The 19,132-nt window shown below is 59.1% G+C and carries 17 protein-coding genes; 11 read left to right on the forward strand and 6 right to left on the reverse strand.

Annotated features, from left to right (window positions below; all coding sequences use genetic code 11):
* The first annotated feature begins 130 nt into the window (after positions 1 to 130).
* A complete protein-coding gene (locus RY113_RS14980; RefSeq protein ID WP_110105462.1) occupies positions 131 to 952 on the forward strand; it encodes a universal stress protein in 822 nt (273 codons plus the stop codon).
* Here RY113_RS14980 and rarD read toward each other — a convergent pair.
* On the reverse strand, positions 949 to 1,911 hold the full coding sequence (rarD, locus tag RY113_RS14985; RefSeq protein WP_315915211.1) for an EamA family transporter RarD: 963 nt from the start codon (positions 1,909 to 1,911) through the stop codon (positions 949 to 951). The genes RY113_RS14980 and rarD overlap by 4 nt on opposite strands.
* Before the next feature lie 209 nt (positions 1,912 to 2,120).
* Here rarD and RY113_RS14990 point away from each other — a divergent pair, with 209 nt between their 5' ends.
* Together RY113_RS14990 and RY113_RS14995 are read left to right on the forward strand one after the other, a co-directional pair.
* Positions 2,121 to 3,536: an FAD-dependent oxidoreductase gene (locus RY113_RS14990; RefSeq protein ID WP_110105463.1), complete on the forward strand. Its 1,416-nt coding sequence runs from the start codon at positions 2,121 to 2,123 to the stop codon at positions 3,534 to 3,536.
* 96 nt (positions 3,537 to 3,632) lie between these two features.
* Positions 3,633 to 4,409 carry an oxygenase MpaB family protein gene (locus tag RY113_RS14995; RefSeq protein WP_315915212.1) on the forward strand — a complete coding sequence of 259 codons (777 nt, stop codon included), beginning with the start codon at positions 3,633 to 3,635 and terminating at the stop codon, positions 4,407 to 4,409.
* Between the two features lie 57 nt (positions 4,410 to 4,466).
* Here RY113_RS14995 and RY113_RS15000 read toward each other — a convergent pair whose 3' ends face one another.
* Positions 4,467 to 5,102, reverse strand: coding sequence for a DUF2461 domain-containing protein (locus tag RY113_RS15000; protein WP_315915213.1), 636 nt, complete (start codon positions 5,100 to 5,102; stop codon positions 4,467 to 4,469).
* A 152-nt stretch (positions 5,103 to 5,254) separates the two neighbouring features.
* On the opposite strand from RY113_RS15000, the gene RY113_RS15005 reads away from it, so the two are divergent.
* Together RY113_RS15005 and RY113_RS15010 are read left to right on the forward strand one after the other, a co-directional pair.
* Positions 5,255 to 5,719, forward strand: coding sequence for a Fur family transcriptional regulator (locus RY113_RS15005; RefSeq protein ID WP_179442483.1), 465 nt, complete (start codon positions 5,255 to 5,257; stop codon positions 5,717 to 5,719).
* A 5-nt stretch (positions 5,720 to 5,724) separates the two neighbouring features.
* Positions 5,725 to 7,191, forward strand: a complete 1,467-nt coding sequence (locus RY113_RS15010; RefSeq protein ID WP_110105465.1) for a catalase — start codon at positions 5,725 to 5,727, stop codon at positions 7,189 to 7,191.
* Between the two features lie 225 nt (positions 7,192 to 7,416).
* Here RY113_RS15010 and RY113_RS15015 read toward each other — a convergent pair whose 3' ends face one another.
* Both RY113_RS15015 and RY113_RS15020 read right to left on the reverse strand, forming a co-directional pair.
* Positions 7,417 to 7,803, reverse strand: coding sequence for an ankyrin repeat domain-containing protein (locus RY113_RS15015; RefSeq protein WP_315915214.1), 387 nt, complete (start codon positions 7,801 to 7,803; stop codon positions 7,417 to 7,419).
* A 115-nt stretch (positions 7,804 to 7,918) separates the two neighbouring features.
* A complete protein-coding gene (locus RY113_RS15020) occupies positions 7,919 to 8,770 on the reverse strand; it encodes a hypothetical protein (RefSeq protein WP_110105467.1) in 852 nt (283 codons plus the stop codon).
* A gap of 67 nt (positions 8,771 to 8,837) precedes the next feature.
* Between RY113_RS15020 and RY113_RS15025 the strand changes: the two genes are divergently transcribed.
* The 5 genes from RY113_RS15025 (at position 8,838) to RY113_RS15045 (ending at position 16,783) form a co-directional block, all read left to right on the forward strand.
* Entirely contained in the window at positions 8,838 to 10,124 is a 1,287-nt protein-coding gene (locus RY113_RS15025; protein ID WP_110105468.1) for an MFS transporter, read from the forward strand.
* 94 nt (positions 10,125 to 10,218) lie between these two features.
* Positions 10,219 to 10,914, forward strand: a complete 696-nt coding sequence (locus tag RY113_RS15030) for a histidine phosphatase family protein (RefSeq protein WP_110105469.1) — start codon at positions 10,219 to 10,221, stop codon at positions 10,912 to 10,914.
* On the forward strand, positions 10,901 to 12,259 hold the full coding sequence (locus RY113_RS15035) for a sensor histidine kinase (RefSeq protein ID WP_110105470.1): 1,359 nt from the start codon (positions 10,901 to 10,903) through the stop codon (positions 12,257 to 12,259). Before RY113_RS15030 ends, RY113_RS15035 begins: the two co-directional genes overlap by 14 nt.
* Positions 12,256 to 12,990, forward strand: a complete 735-nt coding sequence (locus tag RY113_RS15040) for a response regulator transcription factor (RefSeq protein ID WP_315915215.1) — start codon at positions 12,256 to 12,258, stop codon at positions 12,988 to 12,990. The genes RY113_RS15035 and RY113_RS15040 overlap by 4 nt, the downstream gene beginning before the upstream one ends.
* A gap of 361 nt (positions 12,991 to 13,351) precedes the next feature.
* On the forward strand, positions 13,352 to 16,783 hold the full coding sequence (locus RY113_RS15045; protein WP_315915216.1) for a M66 family metalloprotease: 3,432 nt from the start codon (positions 13,352 to 13,354) through the stop codon (positions 16,781 to 16,783).
* 112 nt (positions 16,784 to 16,895) lie between these two features.
* Here the strand turns inward: RY113_RS15045 and RY113_RS15050 are convergent, their stop codons facing one another.
* Both RY113_RS15050 and RY113_RS15055 read right to left on the reverse strand, forming a co-directional pair.
* Entirely contained in the window at positions 16,896 to 17,672 is a 777-nt protein-coding gene (locus RY113_RS15050) for a VOC family protein (RefSeq protein ID WP_315915217.1), read from the reverse strand.
* Positions 17,673 to 17,853: 181 nt separating this feature from the next.
* Entirely contained in the window at positions 17,854 to 18,342 is a 489-nt protein-coding gene (locus RY113_RS15055) for a YajQ family cyclic di-GMP-binding protein (RefSeq protein ID WP_110105474.1), read from the reverse strand.
* A gap of 249 nt (positions 18,343 to 18,591) precedes the next feature.
* Between RY113_RS15055 and RY113_RS15060 the strand changes: the two genes are divergently transcribed.
* Entirely contained in the window at positions 18,592 to 18,981 is a 390-nt protein-coding gene (locus RY113_RS15060; RefSeq protein WP_110105475.1) for a hypothetical protein, read from the forward strand.
* Positions 18,982 to 19,132 lie beyond the last annotated feature (151 nt).

The following is a 19,132-nucleotide window of genomic DNA, read 5'->3' on the forward strand; positions in this document are numbered from 1 at the left end:
TAGGTGCCCTCGAATAAGGGCACAGCAGCTTGGTGCAAAAGCTGTTCGCCGGATGCTCTGCGATGTACAGTCGAGGCTACAAACCTCTGCGGGAACAAAGAAGTCTCCGGGGCCCCTCGAAAGGCGTGGCATGAAATATGTAGTGGGATACAGGCCTGATGAGCGGGGCGCGGATGCCATTGCGCTTGCCGGGGTCATCGCCAGGACACAGGGGGCACAACTGCACCTGGTCTACGTGGTCAACAGCGCCAAGACACCAGGGCAGGACGTTCAGAAGCGTGCTCTGGCATTGGTGCCGGATGACGTCGAGGCGAGCTTTTCCTTGCGTGTTGCCGATTCCTTTGTCCACGGTCTTATTGACGCCGCCAAGGAGGACAACGCCGCCCTGATCATTGTGGGAGCCGCCAGTAACGGGTTGTTTAAACGCTTCACAGTGGGCTCGGTGGCCAACGGTCTCCTACACGCCTCACCCGTCCCCGTGGCGCTGGCCCCGCGTGGCTACAACCGCAGAGACCCGCTCACCCGGCTGACCGTCATGACGGGCATGCGGACGGGTTGGCAAGCCGTGCTCGACGTCGGAACTATCGCCGCAGGGCGCCGTCACGTCCCGCTGCGGCTGGTTTCCGTAGTTGAAATCGACCAGAACACGCAGTCCAGCTTTGACCAAGACAATGCGCTGAGCCCGGCCAAGCAGCATGTCAATACCGTCCTCGCCCAGGCTGCCGCCACACTGCCCAACAACAAGGTCACGCTCACGCTTGCCCACGGACGCAACATTGAAGAAGCCATTGACGGCATCGGCTGGAAATCAGGTGAGCTGGTCATTGTTGGTTCCAGCAGGCTGGCCGAGAGCCACAAGATCTTCCTCGGATCTACCGCGAACAAGATTCTGCGCTCGCTGCCGGTGCCCATGGTGGTTGTCCCGCGGGACTTCCAATCTCAGGGGATTTAGCGCAGCCGCACGGTGCGGCGGTAACTGATGAGCATGTCGGTGATCAGGATGGCCAAGGCAATCCACACAATGGCAAAGCCAATCCAGCGTTCGGTACTCATGGGTTCGCCAAGGATGGTGATGGCGATGACGAATTGGACCAGCGGGGTCATGAATTGCAACAGCCCGATCCCTGTCATGGACAAGCGGCTGGCCGAGGCTCCAAAGAACAGCAACGGGACCGCCGTGATGATGCCGGAGGAGGCCATGAGCCAAAAGTGTCCGGGGCCCATCCCTGTCAGGGTTGCCTGGCCCACGAGCGTCAGAATGACCATGGCGGCAATGGCAAAGGGGGCCAAGACGGCGGTTTCAATGCTGAGGCTCGTGACGGCGTCGACCCTTCCGCCAACCCGGTTCTTGACGAATCCATAGGTGCCGAAGCTAAAGGCCAGCAGCAGGGCAATCCAGGGAAGCTTGCCATAACTAAATGTCAGCACCACAACGGCGGCGAAGCCCACACCCACGGCCAACCATTGCATAGGCCGGAGCTTTTCCTTGAGCACCAGGACTCCGAGCAACACCGAGACCAGGGGGTTGATGAAGTAGCCCAGAGAGGCTTGAACCGCGCTGCCACTAGTCACCGCATAGACGTACGTGAGCCAGTTGATCAGGATCAGGACCCCAGCCACGGAGAGGGTGCCCATGATGCGCTTGTTTTTCAGGGCGGCGGCAATTTTTCCCCAACCGCGGCTGACGGTAATGATGAGGGCGCAGAAAATGGCTGACCAGAGAACACGGTTGGCCACAATTTCAATGCTGTTGGCGGGCGTAAGCAAGATGAAATAAATGGGCAGCAAACCCCAGAGGCCGTAGGCTCCAACGCCGTACAACACTCCCGTGGCAGCTTCGGATCGTACGGGCCTGCCTGCCTTTTTGTTGGTGGGCGATGTGTTCTCAAGTGGGGGTTCGCTTACTGTCACAAACTCCATAAGAACACCGATACGGCAGAAATGCCACGTCAGCCCGCCCACAGGTGGCAGAGAGCGTGCCTTAGTGAGGGTTTGCTCACTTTGCCCTGTTAGGTATATGCGAACACAATTAGACTGAAAAAGCGGCGCGCAATGTGCGCTTCCATATGCAACAGTTGCTTTAGGGATGTTGCGATTCACGGTTCGGAGGGACTTCTTTCTTGGCAAACTTCAGTGTCACCCGCCCATTCCGCGTTGCTGTCGTCGGCTCGGGTCCTGCGGGCGTCTATGCCGCGGATATTCTCACGAAGTCCCAGGAAGTTACTGACGGCGACGTGCAGCTGAGCATCGACCTCTTTGAATCGCAGCCGGCCCCTTACGGTCTGATCCGTTACGGCGTGGCCCCCGATCACCCCCGCATCAAGGGCATCATGAACGCCCTGCACAAAGTTTTGGACCGGGGTGACATCCGATTCTTTGGCAACGTCATGTATGGACGGGACCTGTCCTTGGCCGAGTTGCGAAGCCACTATGACGCCGTCATCTTCGCAACAGGTGCCACCAAGGACGCCATGCTGGACATCCCCGGGGTGGACCTTGAAGGCTCCTACGGCGGCGCGGACTTTGTCTCCTGGTATGACGGGCATCCCGATGTGCCGCGCGAATGGCCCTTGAATGCCAAGGAAATTGCCGTCATTGGCAATGGCAATGTGGCCCTGGACGTGGCACGGGTCCTCTCCAAACACGCGGATGACATGCTCGTCACCGAGATCCCGGACAACGTCTACGAGGGGCTGAAAGCTTCCCCTGTCACGGATGTGCACATTTTTGGCCGCCGCGGCCCCGCTCAAGTGAAGTTCACGCCGCTGGAATTGCGTGAACTCAGCCACTCCCGCGATGTGGACATTGTCCTCTACGAGGAAGACTTCGACTTTGATACGGCCTCCGATGCCGCTATCAAGAGCAATAATCAGGTCAAGATCATGGTCAATACCCTCACTAACTGGTTAGCTGAGGAACACGACGAAACCCGCGTTCCGGCCTCACGCCGCCTGCACTTGCACTTCCTGCACACTCCGGTGGAGATCCTTGGAGCGCAGGGGCACGTGACCGGCATGCGGTTTGAGCGCAATGAGCTTGATGGTACGGGTAACGTGCGGGGCACCGGCGAGTTCATCGATTACCCGTTCCAGGCCGTGTACCGCGCGGTGGGCTACTTCGGTTCCGAGCTGCCCGAGGTGGACTTTGATTCCCGCCGCGGCGTAATCCCGAACGACGGCGGACGTGTGTTGGCAGCCGACGGCAGTCACGTGCCTGGTCTCTACGCGACAGGGTGGATTAAGCGTGGCCCGGTAGGGCTGATCGGCAGCACCAAGGGTGATGCCTTGGAAACCGTTGGTTGCCTGCTTGAGGACAGGCTCAACCTGCCCGTTGTGGAGCACCCAGGTGAAGAAGAGATAGTGAAGTTGCTGGAGTCCCGCGGTGTTGAATACACAACGTGGGAAGGGTGGAACAAGCTTGACGCCCACGAGAAGCACCTCGGCGAAAGCTACACCCACCCCGCCGGGCTCGAAGTGTCACGCGAACGTGTCAAGGTAGTTGACCGTGAACACATGGTGAACATTTCCAAGAAGTAACATCACGGGCGCCATGGTTGGGGATTGCGCCGATCAATATACCTGCCACTGCGAGCACAGAGCTGACCGCGGCCAGGGCTAAAGAAGGGTTCTGCAATGGTCTTTGGCCGCGGCATCAAAGATATAGCGCCCGAAGCAATTATGTTGGCTGGTGCGGGCCGGGCCATCCTTTTACAACTTGCCAATCCGGCCATTGGTTACGGAGTAGCACGGCATTCCAGCTTTGCCCTCGATCCGCTCAAGCGATTCCACGGCACACTGGCCTACATTTACGCCATAACAAACGGGACCCCGCAACAACGAGCCTCCATGGTGTCCCAAGTGCATAGAGCCCACCGCCCCGTAAGCTCTGCCGGTAGTGATTCTCCACATCACTACCATGCCCAGGACGGCGAACTTCAGTTATGGGTTGCGGCAACCCTGTATGACTCCGGGATGCAGATCTACAACAAAATGTTCCCGGCTTTGGCTGAAGAGGATGCACAAGCTATCTACCGGGACTACGGTTCGCTCGGTACGGCTCTGGGCATGCCCGCGAAAGCGTGGCCCGCCACCACAGAAGACTTCAAGAGCTATTGGGATGAACAGCTGGCGCGTCTGGGCGTGGATGAGACCACCCAAAATGTGGCAGCACAATTACTTGCGGCCCGGAGCGCGCCGCTGTGGATTCGAGCGGCCATGCCACTGGCCAGGTTTCTTACGGCAGGGCTGTTGCCGGCCACGGTCAGAGAGATGTTTGATTTGCCGTGGTCGGTTGCCCGGGAGCGGTGGTTAAACAGTGGCCTTGGGCTGATGCGCGTGCTGATTCCCTTCACCCCGCAGTGGATCCGGCACGCTCCCATGCGTTACTACCTCAAGCGGATCCCCGGATAACTTTTAGGGAGCGCCGGAAACAGTGGGCGTCGAAGAGCCGGAGCTCGGGGTAATCGTCTAAGGTGCGGCATGGCGGACCACCCAGTCAATGAGAGGCCGGAGCTGTTCCAAATACTCGGTAATGCGTTCTGCTGCTCCGTTGTTTTCTAGCCATTCGGGCTGACCAAGATCCAGCGTGGCGTTGAGGCTCTTGTGCTGCAGTAGTCCAGGACGGGGATGGTCCTTGGGGAAGCCTCGGGGCACAGTTTTCAGTTTTTGACCTCCAATTGTGAAACCGGCTGCCACTAACTGCTCAACGATCCCCACGAGGCTCGTGCCGCTGGCCGAGGCATCCACGGCTGCCCGGTACCGGGAGAGTTGGGCCGCAGAGGCAGAAGTGTAGCCGCCAGCCAAGGTCAGCCCCGAGGAGCTGAGATGGAGGTAGTACCCCACGTCTTCAAAGTGTGAGATGAACATGCCTTGGGCGGTTTTATAAGGCTCTTTAGTGCGTGAAAACCTCATGTCCTGATGCGGGCGGAAGATCCTACCGGGCCCAAACCTAGGTTCCAGAGACCTGCTAAGCGCCAACAGCGGTGCCAGCACATCGGCGTCGTACTTGTCTTTGTTCTCAAGCCACCACTGAGCGTTGTTGTTACTTTCCAACGCGGCATAAAAACCAAGCGCGGCCTCGGGGATTCCGGTGAAAGTGTCCATGGTTTGAGCGTAGGGAGGCAGCGGTGCCAGCGCCAGAGCAGGACCGTAGGCCGTGGATAGCTCGCCACCTAGCGGCACCTGTGAGGGATTAGATCCGACACCTTAGGTCGGCCTAACTGGACTGAGTCCAGAACAGAGAGCATGATTGACACATGGTCACCAAAGAGCAGTCGGAAGAGATGTTACGGGCAGCGTCGCTGCGTGTGACTCGAGTCCGCCTCGCTGTTTTGGAAGCAGTCAGCTCCAATCCGCATGCCGATGCCGACACCATTATTGGTGAAGTTCGGAATGAATTGGGCAGTGTTTCCAAACAGGCCGTCTATGACGTCTTGGCAGTTCTGGTGGAGACAAACCTGGTGCACCGCATTGAACCAGCAGGGTCACCGGCACGTTTTGAAACGCGGGTGGGGGATAACCACCACCACGTTGTGTGCCGATCCTGTGGGGACATCGCCGATGTCGACTGCGCTGTTGGCCACGCACCTTGTTTGCACGCCTCCAATAACCATGGTTTCAGCATTGATGAAGCCGAGGTCATCTATTGGGGCACTTGTCCGGACTGCGCAAGTAAACGACTTCGCATTGAAAACGATCTCACGAGTACTAGGAGTGAATAGCAAAAATGACTATTGAAAACACCGCGCCACTGACAACTGCCGCAGGCGCGCCGGTTGCCAACAACCAAGACAGCCTCACCGCCGGCCCCCGCGGTCCCTTGCTGCTGCAGGACGTTTGGTTCCTTGAGAAGCTGGCCCACTTCAGCCGCGAGGTCATCCCGGAGCGTCGCATGCACGCCAAGGGTTCAGGCGCCTTCGGTACCTTCACGGTCACCAATGACATCTCCAAGTACTCCAAGGCGAGCATCTTCTCCGAGGTTGGCAAGCAGACTGAAATGTTCGCTCGCTTCTCCACCGTTGCCGGTGAGCGTGGCGCTGCCGATGCTGAGCGTGACATCCGCGGCTTCTCGCTGAAGTTCTACACGGACGAGGGAAACTGGGACCTGGTGGGCAACAACACCCCCGTGTTCTTCTTCCGCGATCCCCTGAAGTTCCCTGACCTGAACCGCGCCGTCAAGCGCGATCCGCGCACCAACATGCGCAGCGCCGAGAATAACTGGGATTTCTGGACCAACCTGCCCGAGTCCTTGCACCAGGTCACGATCGTCATGTCCGAGCGCGGCATCCCCGCCAGCTACCGCCACATGCACGGCTTCGGCTCGCACACCTTCTCCCTGATCAACGCCGAAGGTGAGCGTTTCTGGGTCAAGTTCCACCACATCACCCAGCAGGGCATCAAGAACCTGACGGATGAAGAAGCCGGTGCGCTGGTTGCTGCCGACCGCGAGTCCAGCCAGCGCGACCTCTTCGACTCGATCGAGAACGGTGACTTCCCCAAGTGGAAGCTCATGGTTCAGATCATGCCTGAAGCCGATGCAGAGACCTACAAGTACCACCCGTTTGACCTCACCAAGGTCTGGTCCAAGAAGGACTACCCGCTGATCGAGGTCGGCGAGTGGGAACTGAACCGCAACGCTGAGAACTACCACGCCGATGTTGAGCAGGCAGCCTTCGCTCCGGCCAACGTTGTCCCCGGCATTAGCTTCTCCCCGGACCGCATGCTCCAGGGCCGTCTGTTCTCCTACGGTGACGCACAGCGCTACCGCCTCGGTGTGAATCACCACCAGATCCCCGTAAACGCACCGAAGAACGCCACGGCCAACACGTACCACCGTGACGGTCAGGGCCGTGTAGATGGTAACCAGGGCCGCACCCCCGGCATCGAGCCGAACTCCTACGGCCGCTGGCCGGAACAGCCCGCATATGCCGATCCCGCACAGGCTATCGGCGCTACCGCAGACCGTTTCAACTTCCGCGAAGATGATGCCAACTACTTCGAGCAGCCCGGTATTTTGTTCCGCGAGAAGATGAACGAAGAGCAGCGCCAGGTGCTCTTCGAGAACACCGCCCGCGCCATCGACGGTGCCTCACAGGCCACCATCGAGCGCCACATCTACAACTGCACCCAGGCCGATCCGGCTTACGGTGAGGGTGTTCGCAAGGCAATCGAAGCCCACCAGGCTTCCAAGTAACACCTGCATAAAGCACCACAGCGGCATCTACCATTCGCATTCGGCGGAAGGTAGATGCCGCTGTTGTTGGTTAACTAAAGGGGCTACGCCGTTGAGCGAGCTTGTCCCTCTTCGGGTTCCGGCGGTTTTCGCGCCCGTTCCCCACAAATGCGCCCTGTAGACCGGGCGCAGATTTGGGAGGCGGGCGCGGTTTATGTGAAGGAGTGGCGGACGGGGCGCGGCTGGTTAGCCCAGGAGGTGTTCGCGGCCGAACATTACGGCGGTGGCGCGTGCCGAGGGGGTTCCGGCGTCGAGGTCTGCACCGGCGGATACTAAAAGGCCCACCACGGCGTCCTCGCCCTTGAACAAGGCGCCTGCCAGTGGTGACTGATCACGATTATTGCGGATGTCTACGTTGGCACCGCGGCCAATCAGCAAGGACACCGTCTCGCTGGCACCTTTATATGCTGCCAGCATCAACAAAGTGTTGCCGTCCGGGTCTTGGACATCAATGGAGAGTCCATGGTCAAGGAATTCGGCCAGTTCAGCATTTGTGCCCTCACGGGCCAGGTCCATGGCGATGGATATCAGCTGTGCAGTCTGTTCTTCGTTGAAGGAAGGGTTGTTGGTCATTTATCCACAATATGCGATGAACCCCTGATCTTCCCCAGCACTAAGAGACGACAAGTTTAAGACGCAACGGGGGAACTCGTAGCCCTGTTAAGACATGCCGGTTAAGACATGGTGGTTATGGCATGTCTGTTGGAAGCTCAAGTCCGCCGCGGGTGACGAATTCAGAAAGCAGCGAAGGTGCGCCACCATGCTGGCGGCCAAAGAGGTGGATGGTTGATGGTGCGGGCGAGCTCCACACATCCGTGGCCCAGAAGGTCATGCCTTGAAAAGGTGGCTGTGAGTGGGTTCCCAGCCCTGTCATGGTCTCTGCCAAGACCACTAAGGAGTCCGGATCTAAAGTGTCTAATGGCCCAGCGCTGAAGCGAGGTACCGCCGTCCAGTGCCCTCCGCGAAAGGGCAGACCAGGACCAGGATGGGCCGGTTCCACGTGAAAGGGTCGCTCCGCCCAGCCTTCCGGCTCCCATGAGTGAGCCGCCTCAGATAGTGATTCATTGGCAAGGGGGGCATGGGTCAGCACGCTCGGGGACTCAACGGGGGCAGCTGGGGGCGCTTGGAGCCGGCCACCGCGCCAGTCCCGGAGCTGGCCATCAAGTTCGCGGTTATTGCTGACAGCGGACCGTTCATGGGCGGGCAGGGCCAGTACGGCAGAGGCAGCCCGGCTTCCCGGCCACGCGAAGAAGGTGTGCAGCGTAGGGGTGGAAGTTTCCGCCAGTGGTTCGCCAATGGCGTTGCCCACCGGCTGCCAATTCAAAGACAGGTGCAGTTGGGCGGCAGTGGCGCCGGTGAGTTCGGTCAGTGCGCGGCGCAAATGCCCATAACAGTGCAGTAAATCTGTGGCAGATTGGTGATCAAAGGGTATGGCCGGGTCATTTAGACGCAGCAGAAAGTGTCCGGGTGTCAGGGCGAATTTGGGCCGGCGAATGCCCCAAATTGTTGACGCAAGCAATTGTTCCCGTGCTGTTGGCACCTGGCCTCCCTGACCATAGGCATGTACAGAAAGCGTAGCCCAGCTACGGCGGGGATAAGCTGAACCCGTGCCAAAACTCCTTGCGGACATTACTCCGTTGCGTGAAAGCCGCCCGTTTCTGCGGCTATGGATCGGCAACGGCCTCTCCTCAATTGGTACGCAGTTGACAGTGGTTGCCGTCAGCCTCGAGGTGTACAACCTCACCGGATCCACTCTCGCTGTGGGGATGCTGGGACTGGTGGCATTGGTCCCTCTCGTGATTGCCGGGCTCTACGGAGGAGCCGTGGCCGATACCCATGACCGCCGCAAAGTGGCGCTGGCCTCTTCTACCGTGTTGTGGCTGGTGACGATCGGCATTGCCGCTCAGGCATGGCTGGGGCTGGGCAATGTGGGCCTACTGTACGGGTTCATTGCTATCCAATCGGCCGCGGCAGGGATGAATGGGGCTGCCCGCAGTGCCATTGTCCCGCGCCTGGTGCGGTTGGAACTCCTGCCCGCCGCCAACGCGTTGAGCATGATCGTGATGGGTTTGGGAACCACGGTGGGTCCCTTATTGGCGGGGGTGCTGGTAGCCAATGTGGGGTACGCCTGGACCTATTCAGTGGATGTGTTGACTTTCACCGCCTCCTTGTGGGCCCTGTTCCGGCTCCCTCCATTGCCTCCGCTGCCCCTGGCGGATGGTGGCACCGTGCAGCGAGCCGGAGTGCGGTCCGTCCTAGAAGGGTTTTCCTTTCTGGGCAGCCGAAAGAACGTGCGCATGACATTTTTGGTGGACATGTGCGCCATGGTCTTTGCCCTGCCCCGTGCACTATTACCGGCTATCGGAGCAGTGTGGCTAGGCGGCGCAGACCAGACCGCGGGCCTGCTGCTGGCGGCCATTGCCGCCGGCTCTTTCTTGGCAGCCCTGTTCTCCGGACCGTTAGGGCACGTACGCCGTCAAGGGTTAGCGGTGGTGTGGTCTATCACCGTCTGGGGTGGGGCGGTGGCGTGCTTAGGCGGTGCTGTTTTGGCGGGAGGGCACACGCACGACGGCGTCATCTCGCCTTGGCTTGTTGCCGCTGTGGCGGCGCTGGTGGTGGCCGGTGTAGCTGACTCCGTAAGTTCGGTTTTTCGATCCACTATTTTGCAAGCCGCCACACCCGATCACTTGCGAGGCCGGCTGCAAGGAATTTTTGTTGTGGTGGTGACGGGCGGGCCGCGTATGGGTGATGTATTCTCGGGGGCCACAGGATCCGCACTAGGTGAGGGATGGGCGGCAGTCATGGGTGGTCTGCTGTGCATCATAACCGTGTGGTTGCTGGCTATTTGGCAGCCCGGATTTGTCCGTTACGACGCCCGCCACCCAGAACCCTGAACTAGCTGCGCTAAGAGTTCCACAGGGAGTTCCGCTGAGAGCCGCACGCCTTCGCGGGGGAGAACTCAGTGCAGCAATAGGACAGAATAGGAACATGCGACTGATTTTGATTAGGCACGGACAAACTCCCAACAATGTGCGCAGCCTACTAGACACTGCTGTTCCTGGGCCTGGCCTGACACAGCTGGGGGAGCTGCAGGCGGCAGCCGTTCCGGAGGCGGTGGCCAAACACAATATTGACGCCCTCTACATTTCCAATCTGACCCGTACGGCCCTGACAGCGGCCCCGCTCGCTGCAGTTCGGCGCCTCTCCCCGGTGGTGCGTGACGGGTTGCGGGAAATTAGTGCGGGAAACCTGGAAATGAAGGGTGACAAGGCGTCGGTTGAAGCGTATCTGAGTGCTCTGAAGTCTTGGTTGAGCGGAGATCTCTCCGTCCGGATGCCCGGCGCAGACACCGGCTTTGATGTTCTTGAGCGCTTCGACGCAGTGGTTGAGGAAGCGGCAGCAGCTCACCAGAGCGTTGCCATGGTCAGCCACGGTGCCATGATTCGTTTTTGGGCAGGGCACCGCGGTGTGAACTTGGATTGGTCAGACCCCAAATATTACGATCTTTCCAACACGGGCATAGTCACGCTGGACGGTGAACCAACGGGCAGCACCGCTCCTGGCGGATGGCGGCTTGCGTCCTGGCACGGCGCACCGGCAGGCGGCCTGAACGGCTTGGATACTGACGGACCCACTGCTGAACTCACCACGGAGAATATAGACGCCGGGCATGAAAACAACTAAGAACTCTGATCCGGCCAAGATTTCCGCGAACAAGCACGCAACTGGGCCAGTAGCAACAGCTCATCAGGCGGGCTCCGGCACGGAAGCGCTCACACCCTTTAACACGGTGAACCTTTGGCGGATGCGGGGGATCAGCTGGGTGTGGCTAGGAACTGCGGTTATCTGTATAGCCCTGCTTGCTGTTGGAGCGCCGCTGAACAGAAGTTTGTACCACATGGCGCTGCCCTTCGCGCTGGGCATGGCCATCTTGCATTCGGCTTCGCTGGGATTGACTGCGGCACGTCCGGTGGCTGGTGTCATTGTGTCGCTGGTGCCCATGATTGTTATGCCCTTGGTGTCCAACCCGGTGGGTGCAACACCCATGCCTTTTAGCGTGGTTGCCATGATCACCCAAGTCTTGGTGATTGTTGTTGCCGGGTTGCGCACGCATTGGATGGTTGCCTCGGCCGCGTGGCTGGCCAGCGTGGGCGTGGGTGTCATTTCCAACTATCTGACCATGCCCCTTAGCCAGTCAGAAGGTGCCCAAAACAATGTGGTCATCTTCGCTGGGGTATCCGGTGGACTTATGGTGGCCGCCGTAGTTGCCCAGCAATGGCAGCATCTGGGTACGGAGCTGGCCGCTGAGCGCACAGTCAGTGCTGATGAACAGTCCCGGCGACGGCTGGCTGAAGAACGTACACGCATAGCCCGGGAACTTCATGATGTGGTGGCGCACGGGATGTCTGTTGTGGTGGTGCAGGCAACTACGGCCAGCTACCGGCACCCCGGGCTCAGCGACGAACTCAAGCAAGAATTTGATGATATCGCGGCGAATTCCCGGCGTGCCATGACCGAAATGCGCAGCATGCTCGGTTCACTGCGTAACTCTGAAGCGGGCCGCGTCCTGGGGCCCCAACCCACACTCTCGGACCTACCTCAACTCTTCGCATCGGTGAGGTCCGCAGGAATTCAGATCGCTGAACCTGAGCTTTCTGACGTGGAAACTTATGACATTGGTGAGGTCATCGCCTTAACTACCTACAGAATTGTGCAGGAAGCGCTGAGCAACGTCATCAGGCACGCTCCCGGGGCCAGCGTAAAAACAAATTTCGTGGTGAAGGGCGGTGCGCTGCTAATTTCCGTAGTCAACTCGAGCTCGGATGTAGGGGCAGTCATGGCGCAGCTGGATAAAGGCGGCCATGTGGGTCAGGGGTTGATTGGAATGCGAGAAAGGGCTGACATTGTGGGTGGCTCTGTTACGTGCCTACCAACACCCGCCGGCGGCTTCTCCGTCACAGCAAAACTCCCCTTGAGCGCCGCGGGTGCCAAGGGCACAAACAGCAGCAAGGGAAACGCACAGCCATGACCATCAGGGTATTAGTAGTAGATGACCAAGCCATGGTCCGAGAAGGATTTGCCGCTCTGCTCGGTGCTCAGGATGATATTGCTGTGGTGGGCCAGGCCGAGAACGGCGCCATTGCCGTGGAGATGGCGGCCATCCACCGCCCCGATGTTGTTCTGATGGACGTGCGCATGCCCGTCATGGACGGCTTAGAAGCTGCGCGCAGGATCCTGGCCGATGCCAGCCCGGCTAGGCTCGGTGATCCCGCCGCGGCCGGGCCTGGCCCAGATGGCACAGATATCTCCAGTGCTCCGGCCGGGGTGACGCATGTGTTGATGCTGACAACCTTTGATGTGGATGACTACGTCTACGATGCGCTCCGGCTGGGGGCCAGCGGCTTTCTTCTCAAGGATGCGCTCGCGGAGGAGTTGGTGGCTGCTGTGCGCATTGTGGCCTCCGGGGAGGCGCTGCTGGCACCATCAGTGACGAAGCGTTTGATTGAGCAATTCGCGCTCTCACGTGCCCGGCCACAGCTCTCCCGGGAACGTCTTGACGGGCTCACCGAACGGGAACTCGAGGTGATGACATTGTTGGGGCGAGGATGGTCCAATCAGGAAATAGCTGCCGAACTTTTCATTGCACAACAAACAGTCAAAACCCATGTCAGTAAGATCCTGGCCAAACTTGAGCTCAGGGACCGGGTGCAAGCGGTAGTGCTGGCCTATGACACTGGCTTGGTGCAACCCGGGAGTTGAGGCAGCGGCTCTCACCGTAGAACCCGAACAGGCTACAGGCGTGCCCTGTCCTTTTGGGTAATTTGGCGCTGCAGATAGGCCAAAAGGTTCAATAGCTTTGTTATGCATAACTAAATTCGAAATTTTGCTCGCAGTGACCTTTCTAAGGTGTTACTTTCTTCACAGCCGCTGAGTAGTCAGCAGCTGTGGGCGGTGTCCTTGCGCCCGCGATAGATGCCATGTCCTGTCTTGGACGGTGTGCCTTCGGGCCACAACTTTCTACGCCGGGTGCAATGCCGGAAGGCATTGAGCACCCCTGACACCTAGGAACTCAGTGAAGAGAACCTCGCCATCTAATGGCACTAAGCGAAAAATTTCAGCAGTGGCCGGAGCGGTCCTGGCTGTGGCGGTTGTAACGGGAGGAGCCATTACAGTTCCAGCCGTGGGGGCACCGTCCATCCCACTTGACGCATCCGCTTCTGTACTCGCCGCCGGAACGGCGGAGCTGAACATCAGTGGCATCACCGTCACCGGCCAGCTAGGTGATGTCACCCGTGATGTCCTTCGCAACCCTTACGCGGTGGGGGAGCAGATCCCCTACCATTTCAAGGTCAAAAACAACCGGGCCCAGAGTGCAACAGTGGTGCCCATTTCCGGCAAATTTGTACCTTTCATCCCCGCCCATGGTGCTGGAAACTGCCGTTGGATGAACCTGAACGCAGGGGCAGAGTATGCCTGTAAAGCCCCCAAACATACCGTGACGGAAGCGGACCTTGCCGCCGGATTCTTTGCCGCGGCAACAACATGGCAGGTTGGTTCTGAAACCAAGGAACTGGCCAGCCCGCCCGTTGCCCTGAGAGCAGGTGTGCCAACAAAGGTGGGCGCGCTGAGTATTTCTGGCACTCCCAGCGATCCGCAACGTGACACTGCGGCAAATCCGTATGAGGTAGGTGAGGCACTTTCCTACAGCTTCACCGTTACCAACACGGGCGCCACAGCAGTAGACGCCGTTCCGGAATCCGGCGCATTCACCCCCTTCACCGGATCTGACGGCGCAGAGAATTGCCGTCGGCTCAACCTTGCTGCCGGTGCCGGCTACACGTGCACCACGCCCCAGCACACCGTGACGCAGGAAGAACGCGATGCAGGCTACTTCCTGCCGCGAACCACCTGGAGTGCCGGTGGAATGCAAGAAACAATTGCAACAGACCCCGTCAAACTGGGAACACCACTGGCGGACCCCTTCGCCGGCTATCTTGATGGTCCCGGCCCCGACAAGGGGGTGGGCTTCCATGATGTGGACAAGAATGGGGCACCGAGAGCTATCCGCAATGACCTCTCTGCGGGTGAGCTCGCGGGCATGGTGGAATTCGCGCAAACCCACACCATCAACCCTGCCGGCAATGACGCCGTGGACATGCCTGATCTTGTCGCAGAACGTGCGGCCCTGCTGCTGTTCACCCCTTCCGCGGCAACTACCAAGGTCAGCGTCACGGCGAAGATCAAGGGCGTTGCCGCGGGCCAGTTTGAGATGAAAAAACCTGAGGAACTACCGGATACAGACGCCACTTTTCCAGCCAACCGCCCCGCAGCGGTCTACTCAAAGCGTGCCTGGAGCGTGGAACTGCCGTGGAATGTGGTTCGCCGCGGGCTTGAACTGACGTTCAGCAACGCCAACAGCGCAACCGGGACCCTGCCGGCGTCGAACATCACCATGGCACCGGCCACGGAACTGGTCATCAACAATATTGAGTTGGGCATGCTGACAACCCCCAATATGAATGGGGATCATGCGTTTATCAACCAGCCGGCGCAATCGGCTGCGGACTATTTCCAGACCGTCCCTGTCTCAAAGTTGATCATGGCGAAGTATGAGAGTGTGCAGTTGGAGAAGGTGATCGTGGCCAATGGCAACATATATACGCCGGAAAGCCCGTCTGTCACCACGGGGGACGTCTATTCGGGGGATATGCGCGAAAGTGTGGGCAAGGCTCAGGTTTCCACAGGCATTAACCTAGCGAACTTTGGCATGACATCCGCTCTCATGAACCAGAACCAGCCGGGCCTGTTCAACCAGCGGATCATCCACCACTCGGCGGGACTGTACGCCAATGGACGGGCCGAACATGGGCTGTCCGGCGGCAACGGCATGGCTACCATCTATTCCTCCAGCGGCAACGAACTCAGCCACGAGTTGGGGCATTCCTACGGGTTGGGTCACTACCCCGGGCAGAATGGGTCCCTGCCAGGGGATGCGGCAACCATCAACGCCACACACCATGCTGATTCGGGCTGGGGATGGAATGCCTACCGTGATGCCATGCGCACAAATCTGCAGATGGGAACGTACCGGCCGGAGGGCGTGGACCTGAACGGTCTGGCATTCAAACAGACCTTCGGGGGCTCCTACAACTATTTGGTGGATGCCATGTCCGGTGGGTGGGTTGAATCAAACTACTCGAAGTACACCTTCCACACCGGCTACAGTGCCGATCGTATTCAGGAATACTTGACCTCCGTGGTTCCTGACCTGTCCTACCCCAGCGGCTACCGGGCCTGGGATGCCGGGGCTCAGGGCTATGTTGATGCGAAGGCGGCCAACGCCTCCTTTAACTACCTGCGGCCAAAGGCTACGGGTGTGCCCGTGGTGACATTGCTGGGCGGCTATGTGCCGGCCAATCCTGCCAAGGCTGTTTTGTACCCGGCTTTCCGCTCCAACTGGGGTAACACCTTTGGCTACCCGGCCCCGGCTCAGAACGCACCCGCAACCACCCGGGTTTGCTGGATGGATGTGGACTTTCAGGACGGAACGGCCAAGACATTTGCACTCAGTGGGGGTATGGCAGGGGCTTCGGCCACAACGGCACTGCAATTCAATATCAACATTGCCCAGGCTGATAAGCCCACTGGCGCTGACTTGTTCTGCAAGACCGACGGCGTGAGCCGCCAGTACGGCAACCACATAGAGATTGCCACTGATTTGCCGGCCATGCCTGCTGCCGTGACCATTGGCCAGGACGCTGGTTACACAGCGGTGCGTGAGGCCGAGCTGCCGGCTCTGCAAACTGAGTTGGAAGGATTGGCCGGCAGCGAGCTGCCCCGGCTAAGTGCCGCGGCCACCGTTACCCTCAACACGTGGAAGGCGGACCTGACGGAGCTAAGCCCCGTAGCAAAGGCCGTTGCTGAGAAGATCCTGGCCAGTGGCACGGCGGCAAAAAATGCTGACAAGTTCCTGCGCTACTACGCAGACACACTCGGTACGGTGGCTACACAGAACCGTTTCAAGGAGCTCTTGCACAGTACCGGGCTGGTCCCGGAGGCGGGCACTGCGGTGATTCCCGCCGGTGCAGGGATCAAGGTCGACGCCGGCAACAGCGGAATCGCTGCTGGTTACTGCCTAAAGCTTTACACCAACGCTGACGGTTCGCTGGAAGCCCGGGTGCCCACAGCATCCACGGTCAGCACCGAATGTGCCGGGGCGAGCAATGAGAAGTGGGTCATGGATGCCCGCGGGGCGGTACATAACGCAGCCCGGCCCGATCTGTGCCTGACCAGCAGAAACCCCAGCAGGCCCACCAACTGTGATGCCACGAGCGTGGCGCAACAGTGGGTTTATCAGGCTGATGGGCATTTGAACTCGGTGGCGTCCCCTGGCAATTCACTCGATTTGAACAGGGACTCCCGTCTGCCTATCCTCTACCAGAACAATGGTGGCGGGAACCAGAAATGGGTGGGCCTGAGCAAAAGCGGTGTACCCGCGCTGGCCTTACTTGATGCCTCATCCTTGAAGGTGTTGGGCGGCTTGGGGCTCTAACTTTCCGCCGCGCAACGGGCCCGCAGTAACCGTTGAGAATCTACGATTTCTAGTGAATTCTCAACGGTTACTGTGGGCCATCTTGTTTTTACCCGGATCAGCTTTGACAGGATCAGCTCAGTGGCTGGACCAGCTTGAACATGGCACCGGTGCAATCGGTGAGCCCGGCAATCCTTCCAAAGGGAGAGTCCTCGGCAGGATTAACTATGGTGCCACCCAAGGAAAGGGCCAGCGCGATGGCGGCATCGGCGTTGTCCGTCTGGAAGTACACGTGCCAGCTTGACGGGACCTCATCCGGGAGGAAGCCCGAGGCGTCCATAATGCCGGCAAGGGGCTGCTCACCGCTGACGATGTTGGTGTAACGAAATTCGGGGGAATCGCTCATGACGGAGGTCTGCACGCCAAAAATATCGCGGTAGAACGCTACGGCAGTGGGGTAGTCCTTGCTGTGCAGTTCATGCCAAGCCGCAGCGCCAGCAACTTCGTGGGCCTGAAATCCCGTGTGCCCGCCAAACTCCCACAGCCCAATCGAGGCTCCCGAGGGGTCGCCAAGCATGGCCATTTTCCCCTGATCCGGGACCTCCATGGCTTCCATATAGATCAGTGCGCCAGCGTTCTTGGCGGCATCCATGGTTGCGCCAATGTCATCCACGCGCAGGTAGGTGGTCCACATATCGGGGTAGCCCTCGCCGTCCTCGCGGCTCTGCATGAGGCCGGCAACGCTCCTGCCATCCTTGAAGGCCGTGGCGTAGCCGCCGTACTTTTCTTCATCCCCCACCTCGTAGCTCCAGCCGAACAAAGCGGTATAGAAATCTCTTGACTTGGCGATGTCTGAGGTCATCAAATCAATCCAGCACGGCGCTCCTGCGGGGAACCTTTGAGGGTTCATGGCGGCTCCAAAGTCGGTTGATCTTGTGAGGTAACTGGAACACTATGCCTGACCCGTCATGCGGGCAAGGGAAAAAGCGCTCACCGTCTGAAAGTTTTCCGCAGATTTGCGGAGAGTTCAGCGATGAGCGCTTTTTAGTGCAACCGTGCTTTAAGCGGTGGCCGCAGAGGGGGAGTTCGGCTTAGCGCATGTTGACGAACTGCAGGTCCGCGTCCTCGAACTTGCGCAGCATTGCCATGACTTCCTGAAGATCATCACGGCTCTTTGAGCTCACCCGCAGTTCATCGCCCTGAATGGTGGACTTGACACCCTTGGGCCCTTCGTCGCGGATCAGCTTGTTGATCTTCTTAGCAATGTCTTGGGCAATGCCTTCCTTGATTTCGGCTTCCAGACGGTACTCCTTACCGGAGGCGTAGGGCTCGCCGGCGTCAAGGGACTTCAAGGAGATGCCGCGCTTGATCAACTTGGACTCGAAGACATCCATGACTGCCATGACGCGCTCTTCGGAGTTGGCCTTGATCATAATTTTCTCGCCGCTAAAATCGATTTCGGCACCGACGCCCTTGAAGTCATAGCGCTGCACTACTTCCTTCTGGGACTGGTGCAAGGCGTTGGCGACCTCTTGCTTGTCGACCTTGCTGACGACGTCGAACGTTGACTCACTGGCCATGATTCCTCCGCATACCTAAAAAGCTGAATGGTTGATTTGAATCTAAGCCTAGCGCCCGAGGGGCCCAAAGCGTACGAAGTGGGGTTTGGGAGGGCGGTGGGCGCTAGCGCCCGAGGGGCCCAAAGCGTACGAAGTGGGGTTTGGGAGGGCGGTGGGCGCTCACAGTGTCCTTCAAGGGTTTGTTGGGTATGTGCACATTTGTTCTAGGCAAACTGGAAGTTGTTGAGAGAACCAGTATCAGGAGGATCCATGGCCACGGTTGGAAACGCGATTCCGGTTGCCGGCGCAGACGGCAGTGCAAAGGCCGGTATGAACGTGGATGCAAACGTGGGCAGGGGTGCTGTGGCGCATCGTTCTGGCACCAAACCGGCAGCGGGCCGGAAGAAAACTGTGGGGACCGCCGTCGCGGCCGTCACGTTAGCTGCAGTGACTGTCTTGAGTGGTCCGGCCCTTGTTGGTGGATCTATGGCAGCTTTTGAACCGGGCAGCATTATCGGCTCACCGCCCAATTCTGCGTCCTCGAGGATCGCCGGTGTTCACGAAGACATGGCCAGGGCGGTCCAGTTGCAACAGTTGACCCCCGAACAGGCCGCCTTCATGGAGAGCCAATTGGTCAAGAGGATCCATGGCGACGCCTGACAGTGCACTGAGAGTAGGGAGAAGCGCGTAATTTTAGGAAATTTTGACCAATTTTGGTGATTTGGCACTCTCGATTCGATTCTTGAGCAAATTCCTTGTATTGTTTTACTGCTTCCACTTCTTGGGAGCGAAAGTCAGACCTGTTGTTTGG

Origin of the sequence: Arthrobacter sp. lap29 (genome assembly GCF_032458965.1) — a bacterium.
Lineage (GTDB): Bacteria > Actinomycetota > Actinomycetes > Actinomycetales > Micrococcaceae > Specibacter > Specibacter psychrochitiniphilus.

Excerpts from the sequence above, each read along its gene's own strand:
- RY113_RS15035 (WP_110105470.1), top strand. The coding sequence starts at position 10,901 with ATGAAAACAACTAAGAACTCTGATCCGGCCAAGATTTCCGCGAACAAG.
- RY113_RS14995 (WP_315915212.1), top strand. The coding sequence starts at position 3,633 with ATGGTCTTTGGCCGCGGCATCAAAGATATAGCGCCCGAAGCAATTATG.
- RY113_RS15010 (WP_110105465.1), top strand. The coding sequence starts at position 5,725 with ATGACTATTGAAAACACCGCGCCACTGACAACTGCCGCAGGCGCGCCG.
- RY113_RS15055 (WP_110105474.1), bottom strand. The coding sequence starts at position 18,342 with ATGGCCAGTGAGTCAACGTTCGACGTCGTCAGCAAGGTCGACAAGCAA.
- RY113_RS15005 (WP_179442483.1), top strand. The coding sequence starts at position 5,255 with ATGGTCACCAAAGAGCAGTCGGAAGAGATGTTACGGGCAGCGTCGCTG.
- RY113_RS15030 (WP_110105469.1), top strand. The coding sequence starts at position 10,219 with ATGCGACTGATTTTGATTAGGCACGGACAAACTCCCAACAATGTGCGC.
- RY113_RS15015 (WP_315915214.1), bottom strand. The coding sequence starts at position 7,803 with ATGACCAACAACCCTTCCTTCAACGAAGAACAGACTGCACAGCTGATA.
- RY113_RS15060 (WP_110105475.1), top strand. The coding sequence starts at position 18,592 with ATGGCCACGGTTGGAAACGCGATTCCGGTTGCCGGCGCAGACGGCAGT.
- RY113_RS15050 (WP_315915217.1), bottom strand. The coding sequence starts at position 17,672 with ATGAACCCTCAAAGGTTCCCCGCAGGAGCGCCGTGCTGGATTGATTTG.
- RY113_RS15040 (WP_315915215.1), top strand. The coding sequence starts at position 12,256 with ATGACCATCAGGGTATTAGTAGTAGATGACCAAGCCATGGTCCGAGAA.
- RY113_RS15000 (WP_315915213.1), bottom strand. The coding sequence starts at position 5,102 with ATGGACACTTTCACCGGAATCCCCGAGGCCGCGCTTGGTTTTTATGCC.
- RY113_RS14980 (WP_110105462.1), top strand. The coding sequence starts at position 131 with ATGAAATATGTAGTGGGATACAGGCCTGATGAGCGGGGCGCGGATGCC.